18 protein-coding genes and 1 other annotated feature are annotated in these 22,867 nt (G+C 47.5%); of the genes, 16 read left to right on the plus strand and 2 right to left on the minus strand.

The genetic code is table 11. The annotated features are described in order from the left end of the window. The first annotated feature begins 34 nt into the window (after positions 1-34). The 4 genes from clpX to yihA all read left to right on the plus strand — a co-directional run bounded on the left by clpX (position 35) and on the right by yihA (position 6,212). Positions 35-1,297 (plus strand): ATP-dependent protease ATP-binding subunit ClpX, encoded by a 1,263-nt coding sequence (gene clpX, locus HWY38_RS14910; RefSeq protein WP_007408149.1) that lies wholly within the window; start codon positions 35-37, stop codon positions 1,295-1,297. A 149-nt stretch (positions 1,298-1,446) separates the two neighbouring features. Next, positions 1,447-3,105, plus strand: coding sequence for an ATP-dependent protease LonB (gene lonB, locus HWY38_RS14915; protein WP_224182127.1), 1,659 nt, complete (start codon positions 1,447-1,449; stop codon positions 3,103-3,105). A gap of 198 nt (positions 3,106-3,303) precedes the next feature. Then, a complete protein-coding gene (gene lon / locus HWY38_RS14920) occupies positions 3,304-5,628 on the plus strand; it encodes an endopeptidase La (protein WP_052827698.1) in 2,325 nt (774 codons plus the stop codon). After that, positions 5,625-6,212, plus strand: a complete 588-nt coding sequence (gene yihA, locus HWY38_RS14925; RefSeq protein ID WP_007612895.1) for a ribosome biogenesis GTP-binding protein YihA/YsxC — start codon at positions 5,625-5,627, stop codon at positions 6,210-6,212. The genes lon and yihA overlap by 4 nt, the downstream gene beginning before the upstream one ends. 32 nt (positions 6,213-6,244) lie before the next feature. On the opposite strand, the gene HWY38_RS14930 is transcribed toward yihA, so the two are convergent. After that, the gene (locus HWY38_RS14930) at positions 6,245-6,736 is read right to left on the minus strand and encodes a hypothetical protein (protein WP_032873795.1); all 492 of its coding nucleotides are present in this window, start codon (positions 6,734-6,736) and stop codon (positions 6,245-6,247) included. 195 nt (positions 6,737-6,931) lie between these two features. Between HWY38_RS14930 and hemA the strand changes: the two genes are divergently transcribed. The 8 genes from hemA (at position 6,932) to ysxE (ending at position 16,126) form a co-directional block, all read left to right on the plus strand. Beyond that, on the plus strand, positions 6,932-8,299 hold the full coding sequence (gene hemA, locus HWY38_RS14935) for a glutamyl-tRNA reductase (protein ID WP_003152628.1): 1,368 nt from the start codon (positions 6,932-6,934) through the stop codon (positions 8,297-8,299). Positions 8,300-8,306: 7 nt separating this feature from the next. After that, positions 8,307-9,137 (plus strand): cytochrome c biogenesis protein, encoded by an 831-nt coding sequence (locus HWY38_RS14940; protein ID WP_007408154.1) that lies wholly within the window; start codon positions 8,307-8,309, stop codon positions 9,135-9,137. Positions 9,138-9,171: 34 nt separating this feature from the next. Beyond that, positions 9,172-10,113 (plus strand): hydroxymethylbilane synthase, encoded by a 942-nt coding sequence (gene hemC, locus HWY38_RS14945; RefSeq protein WP_224182128.1) that lies wholly within the window; start codon positions 9,172-9,174, stop codon positions 10,111-10,113. Then, on the plus strand, positions 10,103-10,882 hold the full coding sequence (locus tag HWY38_RS14950) for a uroporphyrinogen-III synthase (protein ID WP_224182129.1): 780 nt from the start codon (positions 10,103-10,105) through the stop codon (positions 10,880-10,882). Before hemC ends, HWY38_RS14950 begins: the two co-directional genes overlap by 11 nt. Before the next feature lie 5 nt (positions 10,883-10,887). Beyond that, positions 10,888-11,862: a porphobilinogen synthase gene (gene hemB / locus HWY38_RS14955; RefSeq protein WP_029326045.1), complete on the plus strand. Its 975-nt coding sequence runs from the start codon at positions 10,888-10,890 to the stop codon at positions 11,860-11,862. Between the two features lie 28 nt (positions 11,863-11,890). Then, on the plus strand, positions 11,891-13,180 hold the full coding sequence (gene hemL, locus HWY38_RS14960; RefSeq protein ID WP_038459388.1) for a glutamate-1-semialdehyde 2,1-aminomutase: 1,290 nt from the start codon (positions 11,891-11,893) through the stop codon (positions 13,178-13,180). A gap of 132 nt (positions 13,181-13,312) precedes the next feature. Further along, positions 13,313-15,070, plus strand: coding sequence for a LysM peptidoglycan-binding domain-containing protein (locus tag HWY38_RS14965; protein ID WP_224182130.1), 1,758 nt, complete (start codon positions 13,313-13,315; stop codon positions 15,068-15,070). Between the two features lie 33 nt (positions 15,071-15,103). Then, positions 15,104-16,126: a spore coat protein YsxE gene (gene ysxE, locus HWY38_RS14970; protein ID WP_224182216.1), complete on the plus strand. Its 1,023-nt coding sequence runs from the start codon at positions 15,104-15,106 to the stop codon at positions 16,124-16,126. Positions 16,127-16,140: 14 nt separating this feature from the next. On the opposite strand, the gene HWY38_RS14975 is transcribed toward ysxE, so the two are convergent. Continuing rightward, complete coding sequence (locus HWY38_RS14975; protein WP_007612879.1) at positions 16,141-16,332, minus strand: hypothetical protein; 192 nt, start codon at positions 16,330-16,332, stop codon at positions 16,141-16,143. Between the two features lie 172 nt (positions 16,333-16,504). Continuing rightward, positions 16,505-16,726: a binding site (T-box leader), on the plus strand. Between the two features lie 58 nt (positions 16,727-16,784). Between HWY38_RS14975 and HWY38_RS14980 the strand changes: the two genes are divergently transcribed. The 4 genes from HWY38_RS14980 to HWY38_RS14995 all read left to right on the plus strand — a co-directional run bounded on the left by HWY38_RS14980 (position 16,785) and on the right by HWY38_RS14995 (position 22,798). Then, positions 16,785-19,427 (plus strand): valine--tRNA ligase, encoded by a 2,643-nt coding sequence (locus tag HWY38_RS14980; protein WP_224182131.1) that lies wholly within the window; start codon positions 16,785-16,787, stop codon positions 19,425-19,427. Positions 19,428-19,485: 58 nt separating this feature from the next. Then, the gene (locus HWY38_RS14985) at positions 19,486-20,778 is read left to right on the plus strand and encodes a bifunctional folylpolyglutamate synthase/dihydrofolate synthase (RefSeq protein ID WP_224182132.1); all 1,293 of its coding nucleotides are present in this window, start codon (positions 19,486-19,488) and stop codon (positions 20,776-20,778) included. Between the two features lie 139 nt (positions 20,779-20,917). Further along, complete coding sequence (locus tag HWY38_RS14990) at positions 20,918-21,670, plus strand: prepilin peptidase (protein WP_224182133.1); 753 nt, start codon at positions 20,918-20,920, stop codon at positions 21,668-21,670. 126 nt (positions 21,671-21,796) lie between these two features. Next, a complete protein-coding gene (locus HWY38_RS14995; protein WP_224182134.1) occupies positions 21,797-22,798 on the plus strand; it encodes an SPOR domain-containing protein in 1,002 nt (333 codons plus the stop codon). Positions 22,799-22,867 lie beyond the last annotated feature (69 nt).

A 22,867-nucleotide genomic window follows, 5' to 3' on the forward strand; every position in this document is an offset into this window, starting at 1 on the left:
AAGAAAAAGTGAGACAAGATTAAGGGGTGAAAGAATGTTTAAATTCAACGAGGAAAAAGGACAATTGAAATGCTCGTTCTGCGGAAAAACGCAAGATCAGGTTCGTAAGCTGGTTGCAGGACCGGGTGTATATATATGTGACGAATGTATTGAGCTCTGTACAGAAATCGTAGAGGAAGAGCTTGGTACGGAAGAAGAAGTCGAATTTAAAGACGTTCCGAAGCCGCAGGAAATCCGTGAGATTCTGAATGAATATGTCATCGGACAGGATCAGGCGAAGAAATCACTTGCGGTTGCGGTATACAACCATTACAAACGCATCAATTCCAACAGTAAAGTGGATGATGTTGAGCTTTCTAAAAGTAACATTTCTTTAATCGGACCGACTGGAAGCGGGAAAACACTTCTTGCCCAGACGCTTGCCCGTATTCTGAACGTGCCGTTTGCGATCGCGGACGCTACATCTCTGACTGAAGCCGGATATGTCGGTGAGGACGTAGAAAACATCCTCCTCAAGCTGATTCAGGCAGCGGACTATGATGTGGAAAAAGCAGAAAAAGGCATTATTTATATCGATGAAATCGATAAAGTAGCGCGAAAGTCTGAAAACCCGTCCATTACACGTGACGTATCAGGCGAAGGCGTTCAGCAGGCGCTGCTGAAAATTCTTGAAGGAACGGTTGCAAGCGTGCCGCCTCAAGGAGGACGCAAACATCCTCATCAGGAATTCATCCAGATCGATACGACGAACATTCTGTTCATTTGCGGCGGTGCATTTGACGGCATTGAACAAATCATCAAACGCCGTCTCGGACAAAAAGTCATCGGTTTCGGGTCAGATAATAAAGCGGCAGACCTGGAAAAAGAAGAACTGCTTTCTAAAGTTCTTCCGGAAGACTTGCTCCGTTTCGGTCTGATTCCTGAATTCATCGGCCGTCTTCCTGTCATTGCAAGTCTTGAGCAGCTTGACGAAACGGCACTGGTTGAAATTCTGACTAAACCGAAAAACGCACTCGTCAAACAATACAAGAAAATGTTAGAACTTGATGATGTCGAGCTTGAATTTGAAGACGAGGCATTATCTGAAATTGCGAAAAAAGCGATCGAGCGTAAAACAGGCGCACGCGGCCTGCGTTCTATCATTGAAGGCATCATGCTTGACGTGATGTTTGATCTGCCGTCCCGCGATGATATTGAAAAATGTGTCATTACCGGAGCGACAGTCGCAGACGGTGAAGCACCGCGTCTTGTATTAAAAGACGGCACAGTTGTCGGCCAAGATAAAACATCAGCATAACATGACAAAACCTCCTGACTCGAATTGATCAGGAGGTTTTTTTCTTGTCCTGACCCTTCTGAAAATGTTTATTCCGGGCTTTGCTGGGAGATACTAGCGGACAGAGGAATGAATTGGATACATAAATCGTTTTTTCAGGAGGGACCAGCATGAGTTGGACAGGGATCGCATTATTTGTACAGCTGTTTTTCGGGATAGTCATCGGATTATATTTTTGGAATCTGCTCAAAAACCAGCGTACACAAAAAGTGACGATAGATAAAGAATCAAAAAAAGAAATGGAACAGCTGCGCAAAATGCGCGCCATCAGTTTATCAGAACCTTTATCAGAAAAGGTGCGGCCGAAAAGCTTTCAGGACATTGTCGGCCAGGAAGACGGAATTAAAGCGTTAAAAGCAGCGCTTTGCGGACCGAACCCGCAGCACGTCATTATTTACGGTCCTCCGGGAGTCGGAAAAACGGCTGCGGCGCGGCTGGTATTGGAAGAAGCGAAAAAACATAAACAGTCACCGTTTCAAAAGCAGGCTGTTTTTGTTGAACTTGATGCGACGACCGCGCGGTTTGATGAACGGGGGATTGCCGATCCGCTTATCGGTTCAGTGCATGATCCGATTTATCAGGGAGCGGGTGCGATGGGCCAAGCAGGCATTCCGCAGCCGAAACAGGGGGCTGTGACCCATGCTCACGGCGGGGTATTGTTTATTGATGAAATCGGTGAGCTTCATCCGATTCAGATGAATAAAATGCTGAAGGTGCTTGAAGATCGAAAAGTATTTTTAGACAGTGCGTATTACAGTGAAGAAAATACGCAAATACCGAATCACATTCATGATATTTTTCAAAATGGGCTTCCGGCAGATTTCCGTTTGATCGGAGCGACAACGAGAATGCCGAATGAAATTCCGCCGGCCATCCGTTCGCGCTGTCTTGAAGTATTTTTCCGCGAGCTGGAAAAGGATGAACTTAAAATCGTTGCGAAAAAAGCAGCCGACAAAATTCAGAAAGAGATTTCTGACGAAGCTCTCAGTGTGCTGACCGCATATACGAGAAACGGACGTGAAGCCGTCAATATGATCCAGATCGCCGCCGGCATGGCGGTGACTGAGGACAGACAAGAAATTACGACAGAAGATATAGAATGGGTTGTTCATTCCAGTCAGCTTACACCTAAAAATGAGCAGAAAATCGCCGATGAACCGAAAGTCGGCATCGTGAACGGACTTGCTGTCTACGGGCCGAACAGCGGCGCATTGCTGGAAATCGAAGTGAATGTCACACCTGCGCAGGACAAAGGAAGCCTGAATATCACGGGAATTGCAGAGGAAGAAAGCATCGGCAGCCAATCGAAGTCGATCCGCCGCAAAAGCATGGCAAAGGGATCTGTGGAAAATGTTCTGACGGTTCTGCGCACAATGGGCATCAAACCTTCAGACTATGACATTCACGTCAATTTTCCGGGCGGAGGCCCGATTGACGGACCTTCAGCAGGTATCGCGATGGCCGCGGGGATTTTTTCCGCGATTCACCGCATCCCGATCGACCATACAGTGGCGATGACGGGAGAAATCAGCCTGACGGGGCTTGTCAAACCGATCGGCGGCGTCATTCCGAAAATTAAAGCCGCAAAACAGGCCGGAGCAAAAACGGTCATTATCCCATATGAAAATCAGCAGTCCATTCTGAAACGAATAGACGGAATCACCATTAAAGCGGTAAAAACGTTCCAGGAAGTGCTGGACGTCATATTGGTTGACCCTCCTTCAGAACAAAAACCGTTTGATATCCAAATGAATAAAGAATCCGTATAAACCCCATTTTTATAATGGGGTTTTTTTATGGAGGACATCTTTTCCTTTTTCAGAACAGAAAGAAAGGGTATACTACGAAGAGACTGTTTTATATACAGGGCAGGCGGATAAGCCGATTTTGCCCGATCCCGGAATTGTACAACGATGAAAAAGTTGTATTATAATGGTTCATACTAAAGTCACGGAGGTGTCAGTCACATGGCAGAAGATACAAAACGCAGCATCCCGCTCCTCCCTTTAAGAGGCTTATTGGTATACCCGACAATGGTTTTACATTTAGATGTAGGCCGTGACAAGTCGGTTCAGGCTCTTGAACAGGCAATGATGCATGATCATATGATTTTTTTAGCCACTCAGCAGGATATTTCGATAGACGAACCGGGTGAAGAGGATATTTTCGCCGTCGGCACTTATACAAAAATTAAACAGATGCTGAAGCTGCCCAACGGTACGATCAGAGTGCTTGTAGAAGGAATTCAGCGGGCGCAGATCCTTGAATACACCGAGCTCGAAGATTATACTTCGGTCGATATACAGCTGATGCATGAGGATGATTCAAAAGACGTGGAAGACGAAGCGCTTATGCGGACGCTGCTGGACCATTTTGACCAGTACATAAAAATTTCTAAAAAAATCTCCGCAGAAACGTATGCGGCTGTGACTGATATTGAAGAGCCCGGCAGAATGGCGGATATCGTCGCTTCTCATCTCCCGCTGAAATTAAAGGACAAGCAGGACATTTTAGAAACGGCGGATATTAAAGAACGTCTGAATAAGGTCATCCGTTCCATTCATAATGAAAAAGAAGTGCTGGAGATTGAGAAAAAAATCGGTCAGCGCGTCAAACGTTCGATGGAACGCACTCAAAAGGAATACTACTTGCGTGAACAGATGAAAGCCATTCAGAAGGAGCTTGGCGACAAAGAAGGAAAAACCGGCGAAGTTCAGTCGCTCACGGAAAAGATAGAAGAAGCAGGCATGCCTGAGCGTGTCAAAGAAACGGCGCTTAAGGAATTAAGCCGTTACGAAAAAGTGCCGTCAAGCTCAGCGGAAAGCTCTGTTATCCGCAACTATATTGACTGGCTCATCGCCCTTCCGTGGTCGGATGAAACAGAAGATAAACTTGATATTAAAAAAGCCGGGGAAATCTTAGATAAAGAGCACCACGGCTTAGAGAAAGTGAAAGAGCGGATTTTGGAGTATTTGGCCGTGAAACAGCTGACGAAAACGCTGAAAGGTCCGATTCTTTGTCTGGCCGGACCTCCGGGAGTCGGTAAAACATCTCTTGCAAAATCAATCAGTACGAGCATGGGGCGCCGTTTTGTGAGAATTTCACTGGGCGGAGTGCGCGATGAGTCTGAAATCCGCGGGCACCGGCGCACATACGTCGGAGCGATGCCGGGCCGTATTATACAGGGGATGAAAAAAGCCGGTAAACAAAATCCGGTCTTTCTCCTGGATGAGATCGACAAAATGTCGTCTGATTTCAGAGGCGATCCGTCTTCGGCGATGCTTGAGGTGCTGGATCCGGAACAAAACAGCACATTCAGCGACCACTATATTGAAGAGACGTTCGATTTATCGAAAGTGCTGTTTATCGCGACTGCGAATAACCTTGCTTCCATACCGGGACCTCTCAGAGACAGAATGGAGATTATCAGCCTGTCAGGCTACACTGAAAACGAAAAGCTGGAGATCGTGAAAGACCACCTGCTTCCGAAACAAATCAAAGAGCACGGGCTCACAAAGAGCAGCCTGCAGATTCGGGATCAGGCGATTACGGACATCATCCGCTACTATACGAGGGAAGCCGGCGTGAGAACGCTTGAACGCCAGATTGCCGCCATTTGTCGAAAGGCTGCAAAAGCCATTGTGTCTGAGGAAAGAAAACGCATTACCGTTACAGAGAAAAATCTGGCCGACTATCTCGGAAAACGGATATTCAGATACGGACAGGCGGAAACCGAAGATCAAATCGGGGTTGTCACGGGGCTTGCGTATACGACGGTCGGCGGAGATACGCTGTCAATCGAAGTGTCATTGTCACCGGGAAAAGGAAAGCTGATTTTGACCGGGAAGCTTGGAGATGTCATGCGGGAATCAGCGCAGGCCGCTTTCAGTTATGTCCGCTCGAAAGCGGAACAGTTCGGAATCGACCCGAAATTCCATGAGAAGTATGACATTCATATCCATGTCCCTGAAGGAGCGGTGCCGAAAGACGGCCCTTCTGCCGGAATTACGATGGCCACGGCGCTCGTTTCAGCATTAACGGACCGTGCGGTAAAACGCGAAGTCGGTATGACGGGAGAAATCACGCTGCGGGGCCGCGTGCTTCCGATCGGCGGACTGAAAGAAAAGGCGCTCGGCGCGCACAGAGCGGGCCTGACCACTATTATTGCGCCTAAAGATAACGAAAAAGATATAGAGGATATTCCAGAAAGCGTCAGAGAAGGACTGAAGTTTATATTCGTTTCTCACCTGGATGACGTTTTGGAACATGCCTTAGTAGGAGAGAAGAAATGAAAGTCACAAAGTCAGAAATCGTGATCAGCGCGGTCAAACCCGAACAGTACCCTAATGGAGGGCTTCCGGAAATCGCGCTGGCGGGAAGATCAAATGTAGGAAAGTCATCTTTTATCAATTCATTAATCAATCGGAAAAACCTGGCCAGAACGTCATCAAAACCGGGGAAAACACAGACCCTAAACTTTTACATCATCAATGATGAATTGCATTTTGTCGACGTTCCCGGGTACGGATTTGCGAAAGTTTCCAAAAGCGAGCGGGAAGCATGGGGGAGAATGATTGAAACCTATATGACGACCCGTGAAGAGCTGAAAGCCTGCGTGCAGATTGTCGACCTCAGGCACGCGCCGTCTGCTGAAGACGTGAACATGTATGAATTCCTGAAGTATTACGGCATTCCCGTCATCGTTATCGCGACAAAAGCGGATAAGATTCCAAAAGGAAAATGGGACAAGCACTTAAAGGTTGTCAAACAGACGCTTGATATGGATCCTGAAGATGAGCTGATTTTATTTTCCTCTGAAACGAAAAAAGGCAAAGATGAAGCATGGGGAGCCATTAAAAAAATGATCAGCCGGTAATGAAAAACCCAAAACGCAGTGCGTTTTGGGTTTTATCGTATAGTTTTGTTCCGCTTGATAAACAATAATAAAAGGCTGATTCCGATGAAAACATACGGCCAGTATGTTTTGAAGTGTTCCGTCGGAATATGGACGGACTCCAGCCACGCCGTAATTTGTTTAAAGAAGTATAAAAAGAGGGAAAAACCAATCATGGCAACCGCTTCGTATACATATTCTTTTCTGGCTGCCGCAAATAAGGAGAATCCGAAGACGAAGAGAATCATTTCAAAATCTCCCGGCCACCATGAGAGCTCAGGTTTGGCGAAAAAGTGTAAACCTATGCCGAAAAGAAGCATGCCGATCAGGACGTGAGGCCCGGCCGCTTCCTTTTTGCCCTGGTACGAGAGCATGGCGCCCAAGAGCATAAGGAGCACCGGCCATTCCCCCTGATTCGCAAACAGGTGAACCTGTCCGCTCTGAAGCCATGCGAATAATGAAGCGGCAAGCAGAAGTCCCGGTAATAAAATTGATGTTTTTTTCATCCTGTCACCTACCCGCAGTAAAGGATTTTTAGTATGATGATTACAGTGGAAACGAGCTTTTTATACTATAGCACAACATTTTTGAAATCTGTTCACATTTTTTCCGAAGAAACTATGTTATAATCATTCTAAATAATAAATTCTATGTTAGAATGATTATAAATAAATTGCGATGTACGGGGGTGCATGAAAGCGATGCATATTCTTGTTGTGGGAGTAGATTATAAATCCGCCCCTATTGAAATACGTGAAAAAATAAGTTTTCAGCCGGATGAGCTTGCAGAAGCGATGCTCCGTTTAAAAGAAGAAAAAAGCGTTCTTGAAAACATTATCGTGTCAACCTGCAACCGCACCGAAATATATGCGGTGGTCGACCAGCTTCATACCGGCCGTTATTATATAAAGACATTTTTATCCGAATGGTTCTCGCTGCCGAAAGAAGAGCTGTCTCCGTTTCTGAAATTTTATGAGAGCGACGCGGCGATCGAGCATTTATTCCGTGTGGCGTGCGGTTTGGATTCCATGGTCATCGGAGAAACGCAAATACTCGGCCAGGTCCGCTCGAGCTTTAAAACGGCGCAGGCAGAAAAGACGATCGGCACCATTTTCAATGAGCTGTTTAAACAGGCGGTGACCGTCGGCAAACGCACGCATGCCGAAACCGATATCGGCGCCAATGCCGTTTCCGTCAGTTACGCCGCCGTTGAACTCGCGAAAAAAATCTTCGGCTCATTGTCAAATAAGCACATTTTGATTCTCGGTGCGGGAAAAATGGGCGAGCTCGCCGCAGAAAACCTGCACGGTCAGGGTATCGGCAAAGTAACGGTCATCAACAGAACGTTTTTGAAGGCAAAAGCGCTTGCTGACCGTTTCTCCGGAGAAGCGCGCAGCTTAAACCAGCTTGAACATGCACTTGCTGAAGCTGATATTTTAATCAGTTCGACAGGCGCAAGTGATTTCGTCGTGTCTAAAGAAATGATGGAGAGAGCGGGCAGACAGCGGAAAGGCCGTCCGTTATTTATGGTGGATATCGCTGTGCCGAGAGATCTCGATCCGGCGCTGAACGATCTTGAAGGTGTTTTTCTGTATGATATTGATGACCTTGAAGGAATCGTTGAAGCCAACTTACAAGAACGCCGTGAAACCGCTGAAAAAGTCGAGCTGTTTATTGAAGCGGCAATTGTTGAGTTTAAGCAGTGGCTTAATACGCTCGGCGTTGTGCCGGTCATTTCGGCGCTGCGTGAAAAGGCGCTGTCCATCCAGTCCGATACGATGCAGAGCATTGAGCGCAAGCTGCCTCATCTGACGGTAAGAGAGAAAAAACTTCTCAGCAAACATACGAAAAGCATCATTAACCAAATGCTGCGCGACCCGATTCTGAAAGCGAAAGAGCTTGCGGCTGAAGCGGATTCAGATGAAAAGCTGAAGCTGTTTATGCAGATTTTCGATATTGAGGAAGAGGCCGGCCGCCAGCTGGACAAAAGCCTGGATAACCGCCAGACGGTTCATTCGTTTCAAAAGGCAGAAGCAAAAACGGGCTTACGTCCGCTTGTAAGTGAGTGAGGGCTGTATGATTGATACAGCAATGGCAAGACTTAATGAAGCGACAATTGTTATTTATGCAGTAAGCGTCCTTTTTTACTTTATAGATTTTCTTCAACACAACCGGAAGGCTGGGAAAATGGCCTTCTGGTTGCTTTCTATTGTCTGGACTCTGCAAACCGTCTATCTTTCTTATTTCATGTGGCAGACGGGCAGATTTCCGGTCTTGAATATTACAGAGGCCCTTTACTTTTATGCGTGGGTGCTTGTCACGCTCTCACTTGTGGTCACGCAGATTCTGCGCGTTGATTTTATCGTGTTTTTCACGAATGTCATCGGTTTCTCGATGATTGCGATCCATACGTTTTCACCGACGGATCAGCATTCGGCCGCTTTTTCCGGCCAGCTGGTCTCAGAACTTTTGGTCATTCATATTACAATGGCGATTCTGTCTTACGGCGCTTTTTCCCTTTCTTTTGTTTTTTCGCTTCTTTATCAGTTTCAATATTCTTTATTAAAGAAGAAAAAGTGGGGAAAATGGCTGTTGAGAATTGAAGATTTGTCAAAACTTGATTATATGGCTTACGTTTTAAATGTCATCGGGGTTCCGATGCTGCTGTTGAGCCTGATATTAGGCGTGATCTGGGCGTATGTGTCGCTGGAAACGCTGTACTGGTTTGATTCAAAAGTGCTCGGTTCGTTTATTGTGCTGCTTTTATACAGCTACTATTTATATATCAGAATGATTAAGGAACTGCAGGGAAAAGTGGCGGCGTTATGGAATTCAGCATGTTTTCTCGTGCTGATGATTAATTACTTCCTGCTCGGAAGCCTGTCGCAATTCCATTGGTTCAGTTAACGCACGCGCCCAAACAGATTCGGGAGGAAAGAAAATGAGAACGATTAAGGTAGGTTCCAGACGGAGCAAACTGGCTATGACCCAGACAAAATGGGTGATTAACAAATTGAAGGAATTGAACCCTTCCTATGACTTTGAAATCCGGGAGATTGTCACAAAAGGCGACCGCATCCTCGATGTTACGCTGTCAAAAGTGGGCGGCAAAGGTTTGTTTGTCAAAGAGATTGAACAGGCGCTGCTGCATCAGGAGATTGATATGGCGGTTCACAGCATGAAAGACATGCCCGCCGTTTTGCCTGAGGGTCTTGTCATAGGCTGCATACCGAAACGTGAGGATCCGCGTGATGCGCTGATTTCAAAAGGGCATCAAAAGCTGGACGACATAAAAGAAGGGGGCATCATCGGCACCAGCAGTTTAAGAAGAAGCGCCCAGATTCTTGCTGAACGCCCTGACCTTACAATTAAGTGGATCAGAGGCAATATCGATACGAGACTTCAAAAGCTTGAAACGGAAGATTACGATGCTATTATTTTAGCGGCTGCGGGGCTTTCGAGAATGGGCTGGAAAGATGATGTCGTATCTGAATTTCTCGAACCGGACCGCTGTCTGCCTGCGGTCGGCCAAGGCGCTCTTGCCATTGAATGCAGAGAGTCGGATGAGGAGCTTTTGAAGCTGCTTGCGCAATTTACCGATGAGTATACGCAGCGCACGGTGGCAGCCGAACGGGCTTTCTTACACGCGATGGAAGGCGGCTGCCAAGTGCCGATAGCCGGGTATGCGTCCGTCAATGACCGGGATGAGGTTGAATTCGTCGGTCTTGTCGCGTCTCCGGACGGAAAGACGATTTATAAAGAAACAGCGGCGGGACATGATCCGGAAGAAATCGGAAAACGCTGTGCGGCGATGATGTCTGAAAAAGGAGCCAAAGCATTAATCGACAGTGTAAAACAGGAGCTCGATCAGGATGGCAAATGACCTTCCTTTACAAGGAAAAACCGTGCTTGTCACCCGGAACAAAAGACAGGCCGCACCGTTCCGAAAAAAAGTGGAGGCGCTCGGCGGAACGGCTGTTTCCGCTTCGTTGATCGCTTTTCAGGAAGCGCTCCCGGATGAATGTGCGGACAGTCTCCGGGAAGACCTTTCTGAGCCGGGATGGCTTGTGTTTACAAGCGTAAACGGTGTCCGGTTCTTTTTTTCCTATCTTGATCGTCACGGTCTTGCGCTTTCGGGACGGAAAAAAATCGCAGCCGTCGGTGAAAAGACTGCGCGCGCCCTGAAAGAGCGGGGAGCCCGGACGGATGCGATGCCTGAAGAGTATGTGGCGGAATGTCTGGCTGATACTTTAAAACGGCACGCATCAGCTGCCGAACCCATTTCAGTGATAAAGGGCAATTTATCACGCGATGTCATAAAAGCGGAGCTTGAGCCGCTTGGCTATCAAATAAGGGAATGGGTGTTATACAATACCATTCAGGATGAAAAAGGCATGGACGAGCTGAGACGGGCTGCATCCCGCTCTCATTTTGATTTTATTACGTTTACCAGCTCATCGGCGGTGCATACGTTTATGCACGCGGTCGGAGACGGAGAAAAAGCGTGGGAAAACAGCGGTGCGAGCTATATCAGCATCGGCCCTTTGACAGAGAAAGCGCTCTTGGAATACGGGATCTCATCCCATGTGCCTGACACTTATACGATTGAAGGCATGCTGGACGTCATGTGCAGCATGTCGGGAAAGGATTGATAATGATGAATCAAACATTTAACAGACACCGCCGTTTGCGCGCGAACGCTGCGATGAGAGATTTAGTAAAAGAAACACGTCTTCACCCCTCAGATTTTATTTACCCGTTATTTGTCGTTGAAGGGCTCGAAGGAAAAAAAGAAGTTCCTTCCATGCCGGGGGTTTATCATGTATCACTCGATTTGTTAAAGGATGAAATGGCTGAGCTGATATCGCTCGGCATTAAGTCGGTCATCGTTTTCGGCGTGCCGGAAGAAAAAGACGCCTGCGGAACCCAGGCTTTTCATGATCACGGCATTGTGCAGAAAGGGATTGCTGAAATTAAAAAGCATTATCCTGAAATGATCGTAATCGCTGATACGTGTCTCTGTGAATACACGGATCACGGCCATTGCGGCGTCGTGAGAGACGGAGAAATCTTAAATGACGAGTCGCTTGAGCTGCTGGCGCAGACAGCCGTCAGCCAGGCCAAAGCCGGCGCAGACATCATCGCTCCTTCAAATATGATGGACGGTTTTGTCACAGTGATCAGGGAAGCGCTCGACAAAGAAGGATTCACGAATATTCCGATCATGTCTTATGCCGTGAAATATTCAAGTGAATTTTACGGTCCGTTCCGTGACGCGGCTGACAGCACGCCGCAGTTCGGAGACCGAAAAACATATCAGATGGATCCGGCCAACCGCTTGGAAGCGCTCCGTGAGGCTGAATCAGACGCGGCAGAAGGCGCTGACTTTTTAATCGTCAAACCGTCTATGTCATACTTAGATATTATGCGTGACGTGAAAAACCGCCATCACCTGCCGCTGGTCGCATATAATGTGAGCGGGGAGTATTCCATGGTGAAAGCGGCAGCCCAAAACGGCTGGATTAAAGAAAAAGAAATGGTGCTGGAAATTTTAACGAGCATGAAACGTGCAGGAGCCGATCTGATTATGACGTATCATGCAAAAGACGCAGCAAAATGGCTTGCTGAGTAACGATTTCATTTGACGGGAGCTGAGGCAGATGAGAAGCTATGAAAAATCAAAAGCCGCTTTTAAAGAAGCGCAGAAACTGATGCCGGGCGGAGTGAACAGCCCGGTGCGCGCGTTTAAATCAGTTGATATGGACCCGATTTTTATGCAGCGCGGAAAAGGATCGAAAATTTTTGATATTGACGGCAATGAATATATCGACTACGTCCTGAGCTGGGGGCCGCTCATTTTGGGCCACACGAACGACCGGGTCGTTGAAAGCCTGAAAAAAGTAGCCGAGAACGGGACAAGTTTCGGGGCATCTACTGAAGTGGAAAACGAACTGGCCAAATTGGTCATTGACCGTGTGCCGTCTGTTGAAATCGTGCGGATGGTCAGCTCCGGCACAGAGGCGACAATGAGCGCCCTGCGTCTTGCAAGAGGATATACCGGCCGCAACAAAATTTTGAAATTCGAAGGCTGTTACCACGGCCACGGTGATTCGCTGCTGATCAAAGCGGGATCCGGAGTGGCGACACTCGGCCTTCCGGACAGCCCAGGCGTGCCGGAAGGAATAGCAATGAATACGATTACCGTTCCATACAACGACTTGGAAAGCGTTGCACTCGCATTCCGGGAGTACGGTGAAGATATTGCCGGGGTCATTGTTGAACCGGTAGCAGGCAATATGGGCGTTGTTCCGCCGCAGGAAGGCTTTTTACAAGGACTTCGCGACATTACGGAACAGTATGGCGCGCTGCTCATTTTTGACGAGGTCATGACCGGTTTTCGCGTGGATTATAACTGTGCGCAAGGGTATTTCGGCGTGACGCCTGACTTAACGTGTCTCGGCAAAGTCATCGGCGGCGGTCTTCCTGTCGGTGCGTATGGAGGAAAAGCTGACATTATGGAACGAATCGCGCCGAGCGGTCCGATCTACCAGGCGGGAACATTGTCAGGAAATCCGCTTGCCATGACAGCGGGACTTGAGACGTTACAGCAGCTCACACCTGAATCTTACCAAGAATTTGTGAAAAAAGGCGATATGCTTGAAGAAGGCATTTCAAAAGCAGCTGAAGCACATGGCATTCCGCACACGTTTAACCGGGCGGGTTCAATGATCGGCTTCTTTTTCACAAATGAGCCTGTCATTAACTATGAAGCAGCCAAATCTTCTGATTTAAAGCTGTTCGCCAAATATTATAAAGGGATGGCTGATGCAGGCGTATTTCTGCCGCCGTCTCAATTTGAAGGATTGTTTCTCTCCACTGCGCATACAATGGAGGATATTGAAAAAACCATTCAAGCCGCTGAGAAAGTGTTCCAGGCGATCAGCCGCTGATACCGAAAAGCCGATGCAAGCAAGACTTGTATCGGCTTTTTTCAATGCCTCCATTATCATATTTCCCCGGATTGCGGCATACACCTTTAGTGACATCTAATTGTATGGATTAGATGAAAGGAGGATATGAACTTGCCGCATAATCACCGATTGCAATTTTCTGTTGAAGAATCAATCTGTTTCCAAAAAGGACAGGAAGTTTCTGAATTACTTTCGATTTCATTAGACCCTGACATCAGGGTGCAGGAAGTAAATGATTATGTCTCAATTAAAGGATCATTAGAACTTACTGGCGAGTACAACATAGATCACAGCAGTCATTTTGAAGAGCTTGATAGGGAACTGAGGCATGTAGAGGAAGTGAGGGCGAGGGAGGATGGCACGGCCGAGCTCATTCATTGTTTCCCGGTGGACATTACGATTCCGAAAAATAAAGTGAGCCACCTCAATGATGTTTTCGTATTTATCGATGCCTTTGATTATCAGCTGACGGATTCAAGGATCTTAACCATTCAAGCTGATTTGGCAATTGAAGGGCTGCTTGAGGAATCCGAGCTAAAAGAGCCGGAGATCCCTTTGTACGTGGCGCCTGAATTTGCCAGAGAAGAAATGATCAATCTTGCCGGACATCATTCTGAGGACCAAAACGAACCAGAATTAATGATACGCCATGAGCCTGAAATACCTTTGACTGTATCAGAAGAAGCAGCACAAGAAACCGAGAAGAACGAGGAAGAAATCCCGCCTTTAATTAGGCTGGAGGAAGAAGAGCAGGAAGCAGCCCCGATTCTGAGGGAGCGGGAAGAAGAGCAGGAAACTGCCCCGATTCTGAGGGAACGGGAAGAAGAAGAGCAGGAAGCAGCCCCGATTCTGAGGGAACGGGAAGAAGAAGAGCAGGAAGCAGCCCCGATTCTGAGGGAGCAGGAGGAAGAAGAGCAGGAAGCAGCCCCGATTCTGAGAGAGCAGGAGGAAGAAGAGCAGGAAGCAGCCCCGATTCTGAGGGAGCGGGAAGAAGAAGAGCAGGAGAATGCCCCGAATCTGAGGGAGCAGGAAGAGGTGCCGAAACCTGTTTCATTTACTGAGCCTCCTCCTCCTGTTTCCTTCCAACACGAAGAAGAGCCGGAAGAAGCTGAGGAGCCTGCAATCATGTCGGCTGTGAGGAATGAACCTGCATTTGAGGATGATTCAGCAGAAGTGCAGGAAGAGCCAAAAGATGATATAGAACCGGTTTTCCCTGCGTTCACTCTGACTCCGCATGCGGAAAAACCAAAAATTGCGGAACAGCCCTTCCTTCAAAAAGAAGAGCAGCCAGAGGCCGAGCCGCTTCTCCGTCAGAGCGATCATGAGGCGTCAGAAGACGAAGATGAGCCTGCGGTTTTTCAAGAAGAGCAGGCGCCCGTTTATCGCGAGTTCGTTCCGGAACGGCAGGAAGAGGAGTTTTACAGCGCTCCTAAGCTGCTTGAAGAAGAGGCTCAGGATGAAGAAGGGTTTGAAATTGAGGTAAGGAAGATGGCGCCGCCGGAGGAGGAAACCGGGAAGCCTCTCGATTTGTCTTTTCAGTTTTCCAAACTGCCGCCTGAGGAGCCGGCGCAAGCTGAACAGCCTGAGCCGCTTAAGCCTGAAAGAAAGAATGAAGAAGCGGCACCGGGAACCGAGCAGAAGGAAAATGACAACTCTCATTACTTGACAAAATTATTTACAAGGGAAGAAGAAAAGTTTTCAAGAATGAAAATTTGTATCGTACAGCAGCAAGATACTATCGACCGGGTGTGTGAACGATATGACATAACATCCCAGCAGCTCATCAGAACGAATGCTTTATCGTTTGATGACGAGCTTGAAGAAGGTCAGCTTCTGTATATACCTGAATATAATAACAGCCATGCGTAAGCACAAAGAGGCCGTAAAAATGTGGTGAATGGAATGGAAGCAGTCCAATCAGTGCTTCAGGAATACGGGCTGGCGGCTGAGTATATTGAGCCTGTCAGCCCGCATGTTTGGAAGGTCTACTCAAACTACGGCATTTTTGCTTTGAAACAGCTCAAGCCGGCCCGCAGCAGTGAATTTACGGATATTATGATTGAAATTGAGGAGAAAGGCTACCGATCATTTGTGCCGATCTGCCGCACGTATACCGGCGATTTTTTTGCCGGAAGACAGACGGAGAATTCTTATTATTTAATGCCTTGGCTTCAGTACGATCAGGAAGAGGAACGGGATCAAAAACATGTTTACCTTTTTAAAGAGGTCGCGAAGCTCCATTCTGCGACTGTGCGGGACATCCAAATTCGGACTGAAGATATCAGCGGCTTTTATGAAGCAACGAAAAGAGATTGGGAAAATGATAAGCTTGTCTATGAACAATTCGCCGAACGGGCGGAAAAAGAGTGGTATCTTTCACCTTTTGAACTGCAGGCTGTTACGTATCTTACAGAAACGGTTTCCGCCGTCAATTTTGCTCTGGAACGTCTGGAAGAATGGTTTGACGCGGCAAAGGATCATGACAAGACGAGAGCGGTGATCAACCACGGCAGCTTATCGAGCCGCCACTTTCTGTATAATGATGCGGGATCGGGCTTTTTCACGAATTTCGAGAAAGCTGCGCTGGGCCCTCCGCAAAACGACCTGCTCGGCTTTTACTCCAGAATGTTCAGAAGCTATCCGAAAGCATGCCCGGAATGTCTGGACTGGTTTTATACGTATCACAAATCATTCCCGCTCCGTGAAGCGGAAATCAGCCTGTTTCTCAGCTATATGGCTTATCCGTCCGCCATGTACAAAGTGCTGAAACGGTATCAGACCGGCCAAAGGGGCTCTGAAAAAGAAGAGTGCACGCAATTATTAAGAGCGTTTTGGCAGATGAAAAATGTTGAGCCTTTTCTCATGAAGGTTCATCAGATTGAACGGGAGAAAAAAATAAAAGCGGAAAACGAGTCCTCTTCATAACGGGACTCGTTTTTTTATATCCATTCCAAATGCAGGGCGCACGCTAAAAACAGCAGGATGGCAAGCAGCAGGACATCAAAAGTCGTCGGAAAGAAAATCGTCCTGATCCCCTGAAAGATCGTAATCGGGATTATGACTTGCGCGGATACAAGGCGGACCTGTCTGGCCCACTGGGGGAGCGAATAAGAATTGAATTTTTTTCTCACGGGCAATTCCTCCTCACATTCGCCTTTCTATGTATCGTATGTAAGGGAAAGGGCGGGGTGCATGCCCATTTATGTATGACGGCAGCGGTTTTTGGAAAAGATGATTGACGAATCAAAAACACTTTTACTATAATAAAGAACATAATAAATAAGATCATGAGCTGATATAAATACACCTGCTTTGAACGGGAAGAGTACAAGAAAGACGCATGAAGAGAGAGAAGCTACTGTGCTGAAAGGCTTCTTATGCCGTCTCATTGGAAGGTCGCCCGGGAGCATAATTTCTTGAACATACAGTAGAGAAATTCGGGCCGCACCCGTTATCCGTTTAAGTGCATGAACAAATCTGTTCATGAAAAAAGGTGGTACCGCGAAAGAGCTTTTCGTCCTTTATCAGGATGAAGGCTCTTTTTTAGTTGCTCAGCCATTTCTAAACATGCTGGAGGGTTATCATGGATACAAATGAACAAACAATGCCGACAAAATATGAACCGTCTGCGATTGAAAAAGGCCGCTATGATTTTTGGCTGAAAGGAAAATATTTTGAAGCGGGCGGCGATCAAACGAAACAGCCGTATTCTGTCGTCATTCCGCCGCCGAATGTGACGGGCAGGCTGCACCTCGGACATGCGTGGGATACGACGCTGCAAGATATCGTTACGCGTATGAAACGCATGCAGGGCTATGACGTGCTCTGGCTTCCGGGCATGGATCACGCCGGCATCGCCACTCAGGCAAAAGTCGAAGCGAAACTCCGCGAACAGGGCACAAGCCGTTATGACCTCGGCCGTGAAAAGTTTCTGGAAGAAACGTGGAAGTGGAAGGAAGAGTATGCTGATTTCATCCGCAGCCAATGGGCCAAGATGGGACTCGGACTCGATTATTCACGTGAACGTTTCACTCTTGATGAAGGGCTGAACAAAGCCGTGCGGGAAGTATTCGTCAAGCTGTACAAAAAAGGCTTGATTTACAGAGGCGAATATATCATCAACTGGGACCCTGCCACAAAAACGGCTTTATCCGATATTGAAGTGATTTACAAAGACGTACAGGGCGCGTTTTATCATTTGCGCTACCCGTTAGCAGACGGTTCAGGCTCAATTGAAATCGCGACCACCCGTCCGGAAACGATGCTTGGCGACACGGCTGTCGCGGTTCATCCTGAAGATGAGCGCTACAAGCACTTAATCGGCAAAACGGTGATTCTGCCGATTACAAACCGCGAAATTCCGATCGTCGGCGATGATTATGTTGATATGGAATTCGGATCAGGCGCCGTTAAAATCACGCCTGCCCATGATCCGAATGACTTTGAACTCGGAAACCGCCACAATTTAGAGCGGATTCTCGTCATGAATGAAGACGGAACAATGAATGAAAAAGCGCTGCAATATAACGGCATGGACCGGTTTGAATGCCGCAAAAAACTCGTCAAAGATCTTCAGGAATCCGGCGTTCTCTTTAAAATCGAAGACCATATGCATTCTGTCGGCCACAGTGAGAGAAGCGGCGCCGTTGTTGAGCCGTACCTGTCCACACAATGGTTTGTCAAAATGCAGCCGCTGGCCGATGCTGCGGTTGACCTTCAGTCAAAAGAAGAGAAAGTTCACTTCGTTCCTGACCGGTTCGAGAAAACGTACCTGCACTGGATGGAAAATATCCGTGATTGGTGTATTTCCCGTCAGCTGTGGTGGGGCCACCGCATCCCGGCTTGGTATCACAAAGAAACAAAAGAAGTGTACGTCGGCCTTGAGGCGCCTGAAGACAGCGAAAATTGGGAACAGGATTCAGATGTGCTTGATACATGGTTCAGCTCCGCGCTTTGGCCGTTTTCTACAATGGGCTGGCCTGATGAAAACGCTGAAGACTTTAAGCGGTATTACTCAACCGATGTTCTTGTAACGGGATATGACATCATTTTCTTCTGGGTATCCCGGATGATTTTCCAAGGCCTTGAGTTTACCGGCGAGCGTCCGTTTAAAGACGTGCTGATTCACGGCTTAATCCGTGACGAGCAGGGCAGAAAAATGAGTAAATCCCTTGGGAACGGCGTGGACCCGATGGATGTCATCGACAAGTACGGAGCGGATTCACTGCGCTACTTCCTGGCAACCGGAAGTTCACCGGGACAGGATCTCCGTTTCAGCTATGAAAAAGTGGAATCCACATGGAATTTCGCAAATAAAATTTGGAACGCCTCCCGTTTTGCATTAATGAACATGGACGGCATGACGTATGACGAGCTTGATCTGTCCGGTGAAAAATCAGTTGCTGATAAGTGGATCCTCACAAGACTGAATGAAACGATAGAAGACGTAACACAGCTTGCGGATCGTTATGAATTCGGTGAAGTCGGACGCCACCTGTACAACTTTATCTGGGACGATGTGTGCGACTGGTATATCGAAATGGCGAAGCTTCCGCTGTACGGGGAAGATGAAGCGGCGAAGAAAACAACCCGTTCTGTTCTGGCATACGTGCTTGACCAGACGATGCGTCTTCTTCACCCGTTTATGCCATTCTTAACGGAAGAAATCTGGCAGCACCTTCCTCATGAAGGCGAGTCAATCACGATCAGCTCTTGGCCGGTTCCGGTGCCGGAGCATACGGATAAAGAGGCAGCGGCGGATATGAAACTGCTCGTTGAATTAATCCGTTCTGTCCGCAATATCCGGAGCGAAGTCAACACGCCGATGAGCAAGCAGGTTGAGCTTTACATTAAAACAGCTACCGAAGACATTGCCGGCCGCCTGGAAAAGAACCGTTCTTACGTTGAACGCTTTACGAATCCGAGCACGCTGAAAATCGGGACGGATATCACTGCGGCAGACAAAGCGATGACAGCGGTCGTCACCGGAGCGGAAGTCATTCTGCCGCTTGAAGGGCTGATTAACATTGATGAGGAGATCGCCCGTCTGCAAAAAGAATTCGACAAGCTGACAAAAGAGGTCGAACGCGTTCAGAAAAAACTCGGCAACGAAGGATTCATTAAAAAAGCTCCTGAACATGTCATTGAAGAAGAACGCGGAAAAGAGAAAGACTACACGGCAAAACGCGAAGCTGTCCGGCAGCGGATTGCAGAGCTGAAAGGCTGATAAAACAGCGGGGCGGTTTCCTAAGAAACCGCCTTGTCGTATAAAAGAGGGGATTTCATTGTTTAATACGTACAAAGAAGCGATCAGCTGGATTCACGGCAGACTCAAGTTCGGCGTTAAGCCGGGCCTTCTCCGTATGGAAAAGCTGATGGAAAAACTGGAACACCCGGAAAAGAACATTCGCGCTATTCATGTGGCGGGCACAAACGGCAAAGGATCGACCGTCGCTTTTATCCGTTCCGTGCTTCAAGAAGCCGGTTATACGGTCGGCACGTTCACATCGCCTTACATTATTACGTTTAATGAGCGTATCAGCGTCAACGGCACGCCGATTTCTGATGAGGAATGGAGAACACTCGTTAATGACATAAAACCGATAGTCGATGAGCTTGATAAGACCGATGCCGGAACGGTGACAGAATTTGAAATCATTACAGCGTGTGCATTTTTATATTTTGCGAAGCGGACTGATATCGATTTTGTCATTTTTGAAGCGGGGCTCGGCGGCACATTTGATTCAACCAATATTGTGAATCCGCTCCTGTCGGTCATTACAAGTATCGGACATGACCATATGGCGATTTTAGGCAATACCATCGAGGAGATCGCCGGGCAGAAAGCCGGTATCATTAAAAATTCTATTCCGGTTATTACGGGCGTCAATCAGCCGGAAGCACTCGGCGTTATTGAAGCAGAAGCCGAAAAAAAGCAGGCTCCGTATCAGTCACTATATAAAACGTGCAGACTGTTTAATGAAGCGGCGCTTCCGTCCGGTGAAAGCTTTTCGCTGGAAACGGAAACGAAATGCTATGAAAACATTCAAACGTCGCTGATCGGCATTCACCAAAGGCAGAATGCGGCATTGGCGATATTGGCCGCTGAATGGATGAATCGTCTGGGAGCCGCAGCCATTTCTGAAGAAGCAATGCGAAACGGACTGATAAAAGCATCATGGCCGGGCCGGTTTGAACGTCTTCAAAGCCGCCCTTTAGTGTTTGCGGACGGCGCGCATAACGAAGAAGGCGTTGACACACTGACAGAAACGATCAGGCAGCGCTTTGCCGATAAAAACGTCCATGTTGTATTCAGCGCATTAAAAGACAAACCGTATCAGGAAATGATTAAAAAGCTTGAAACCGAAGCGGACTCTATTCACTTTGTATCATTTGACTTTCCGCGTGCTTCAAGCGCCGAAGCCCTTTATAACGCAAGCAGTCTTGCGGATAAGAGCTTCGATGAGAACCCGGACAGTGTGAAAGAATGGATAGAACAAAAAGACGGGGCGGATGATGTCATCATCATTACCGGTTCCTTATATTTTATTTCAGAAATGAGAAAGCGGCTTATCTGACAGCCCCTCGGATGCCCGGCAGACCCTTTTCAGGTTTTGCCGGGTGTTTTTATGCTGAAAATATATTTTCAGCCATTTCAGTCATGGTGTTTTTCTTTGCTATAATCTGAGCCAGATTGATAGTAAAGGTGTGGTCTGAGTGCTTTTGATTCTGTTTTTTCTCGGTTTGATTTTCGGTTCTTTTTTTTATACAGCAGCGTGCCGTATCCCGCTTCGAATCTCGGTTGTTTCGCCGCGTTCAGCCTGTTCGTTTTGCCGCTTGCCGCTCTCCTGGGGGGAGCTTGTGCCCGTCGTTTCCTATATTCTGCAAAGAGGCAGATGCAGAAACTGCCGTGCAAAGCTGTCGGTTATGTATCCGGCGGCGGAATGCTGGACGGCGTGTTTATTCACGGCTGCAGGCATTCATTTCGGTTTCTCAAAAGAACTGTTAGTCGCGCTGTTATTTCTGTCTCTGCTCATGATTGTTACTATGACGGATCTGCAATATATGCTGATTCCTGACAAAGTTCTGCTGTTTTTTCTTCCGCTTTTCATCGCCGGCCGCATGTTTTCTCCGCTGGATTCATGGTATGCAGGGTTTGCCGGAGCCGTTTGCGTATGTTTTCTGCTTGTTTTTATCATGTTTGCCAGTAAAGGAGGCATCGGCGCAGGTGATGTGAAACTGTTTGGGGTGATTGGCCTGACGCTCGGCGTGAAGCTCGTGCTCATTGCATTCTTTCTTTCCGTTATGATCGGAGCCGTATACGGCATGTGCGCCGCAGCCCGGGGCAGGCTTGGTAAAAAGCAGCCATTTCCGTTTGCGCCGGCCATCTCAGCCGGGAGCGCTTTGAGTTATTTATACGGTGAAGAGCTGTTTTCGTTTTACATCAAGCTCGCTTCAGGCGGGGCTTGAAAAATTTGGCGAACGTTTTTTGGACAAGACGACAAAAGTCTTGTTCTTTTTTTTTACGCCTATGCTAAAGTGTGAACCATGATCAGTTCAAGGTACGGCCAAGACGAATGCAAGGGGGAAGAGACGTTGAAAAAAAGGAAGAGCAAAAAGCACAGCAAAGCCAAAAACAATGCCCTTAAAGTAACCATTAACGGACAAGAAGAAACGATGTATGGACAAGAAGATGTGAAAGAAGGCGGGGAGAAGACCGTCACATTTTCAAATTGGGAAGAAACAAAAAAGGCGGAGCAGGAGACCGCCGCATCCCATGAAGATCCGAAAGAAGAAGATTTCAATTGGGATCATGAGAAGAATTCTGAGGTATTTGAAGATGACCCGAAAGTCGTGCCGCCATACAAGAAGAAAAAAACCGGCCCTCATTTTCCGAAAAAGAAGCAGCCGTCTTCTCCAGTTAAAAAAGCGGTCACGACAATTGCCGTTGCGGCTGTTTTAGGCACCGGGCTCGGCCTTGTCGCCTTAAACATGTCGGGAAGTAAAGAAGCCTCCGCTCCGGCGTCAGCTGACAAAGGTTCACAAGGGCAGACGGTAAAAGCGGGAGATGTTTCTAAAGACAAATCTGAAACAGCCGGCACAGGAGATGCGGAAGCTTCCGATGGAAATTATAAAACATATGCGGTGCAGGCCGGAAAATTTTCATCAGAAAAAGGAGCGAAGACGCTTGTTGACCAGCTGACTGAAAAAGGATACTCGGCCGTTTCTTTGGCAAAAGAAGACGGGTACACTTATGTGATCGCCGGGCTTGCAGCAGAAAAAAGCTTATCACAGCAATTGGGCCAGACGCTGATAGACCATGATTTTGAGGCTTGGGGCGGAAAAGAGCTCAGCTTTGCTGTCGATTCAGGACTGGAAGACTCTTTTAAACAAGCATCTGAACTCTCCGCCAAAGCGATTACCGGCAAAGATCTTTCAAAAACGGAAGTGGCTGAAGCGGCAAAAGCGGCAGACGGTGCAGACGCCGCTGACAAAAAGCAGAAAGAGGCCGTGCTTCAAGCGCTGAAAGAACTGGAAACGTCGGGTTCGGAATCCGGCTGGAAAGCCCAAAAAGAGCTTTTAAGTGTTGTAAAATAATATCTCATTTCCCGTCATCCGGCGGGATTTTTTATTTTGTCATCAAAAAGTTATTTTTCTGAAATTGTG

The sequence above is a fragment of the Bacillus sp. KS1 genome (assembly GCF_020075515.1).
GTDB classification, from domain to species: Bacteria; Bacillota; Bacilli; order Bacillales; family Bacillaceae; genus Bacillus; species Bacillus velezensis.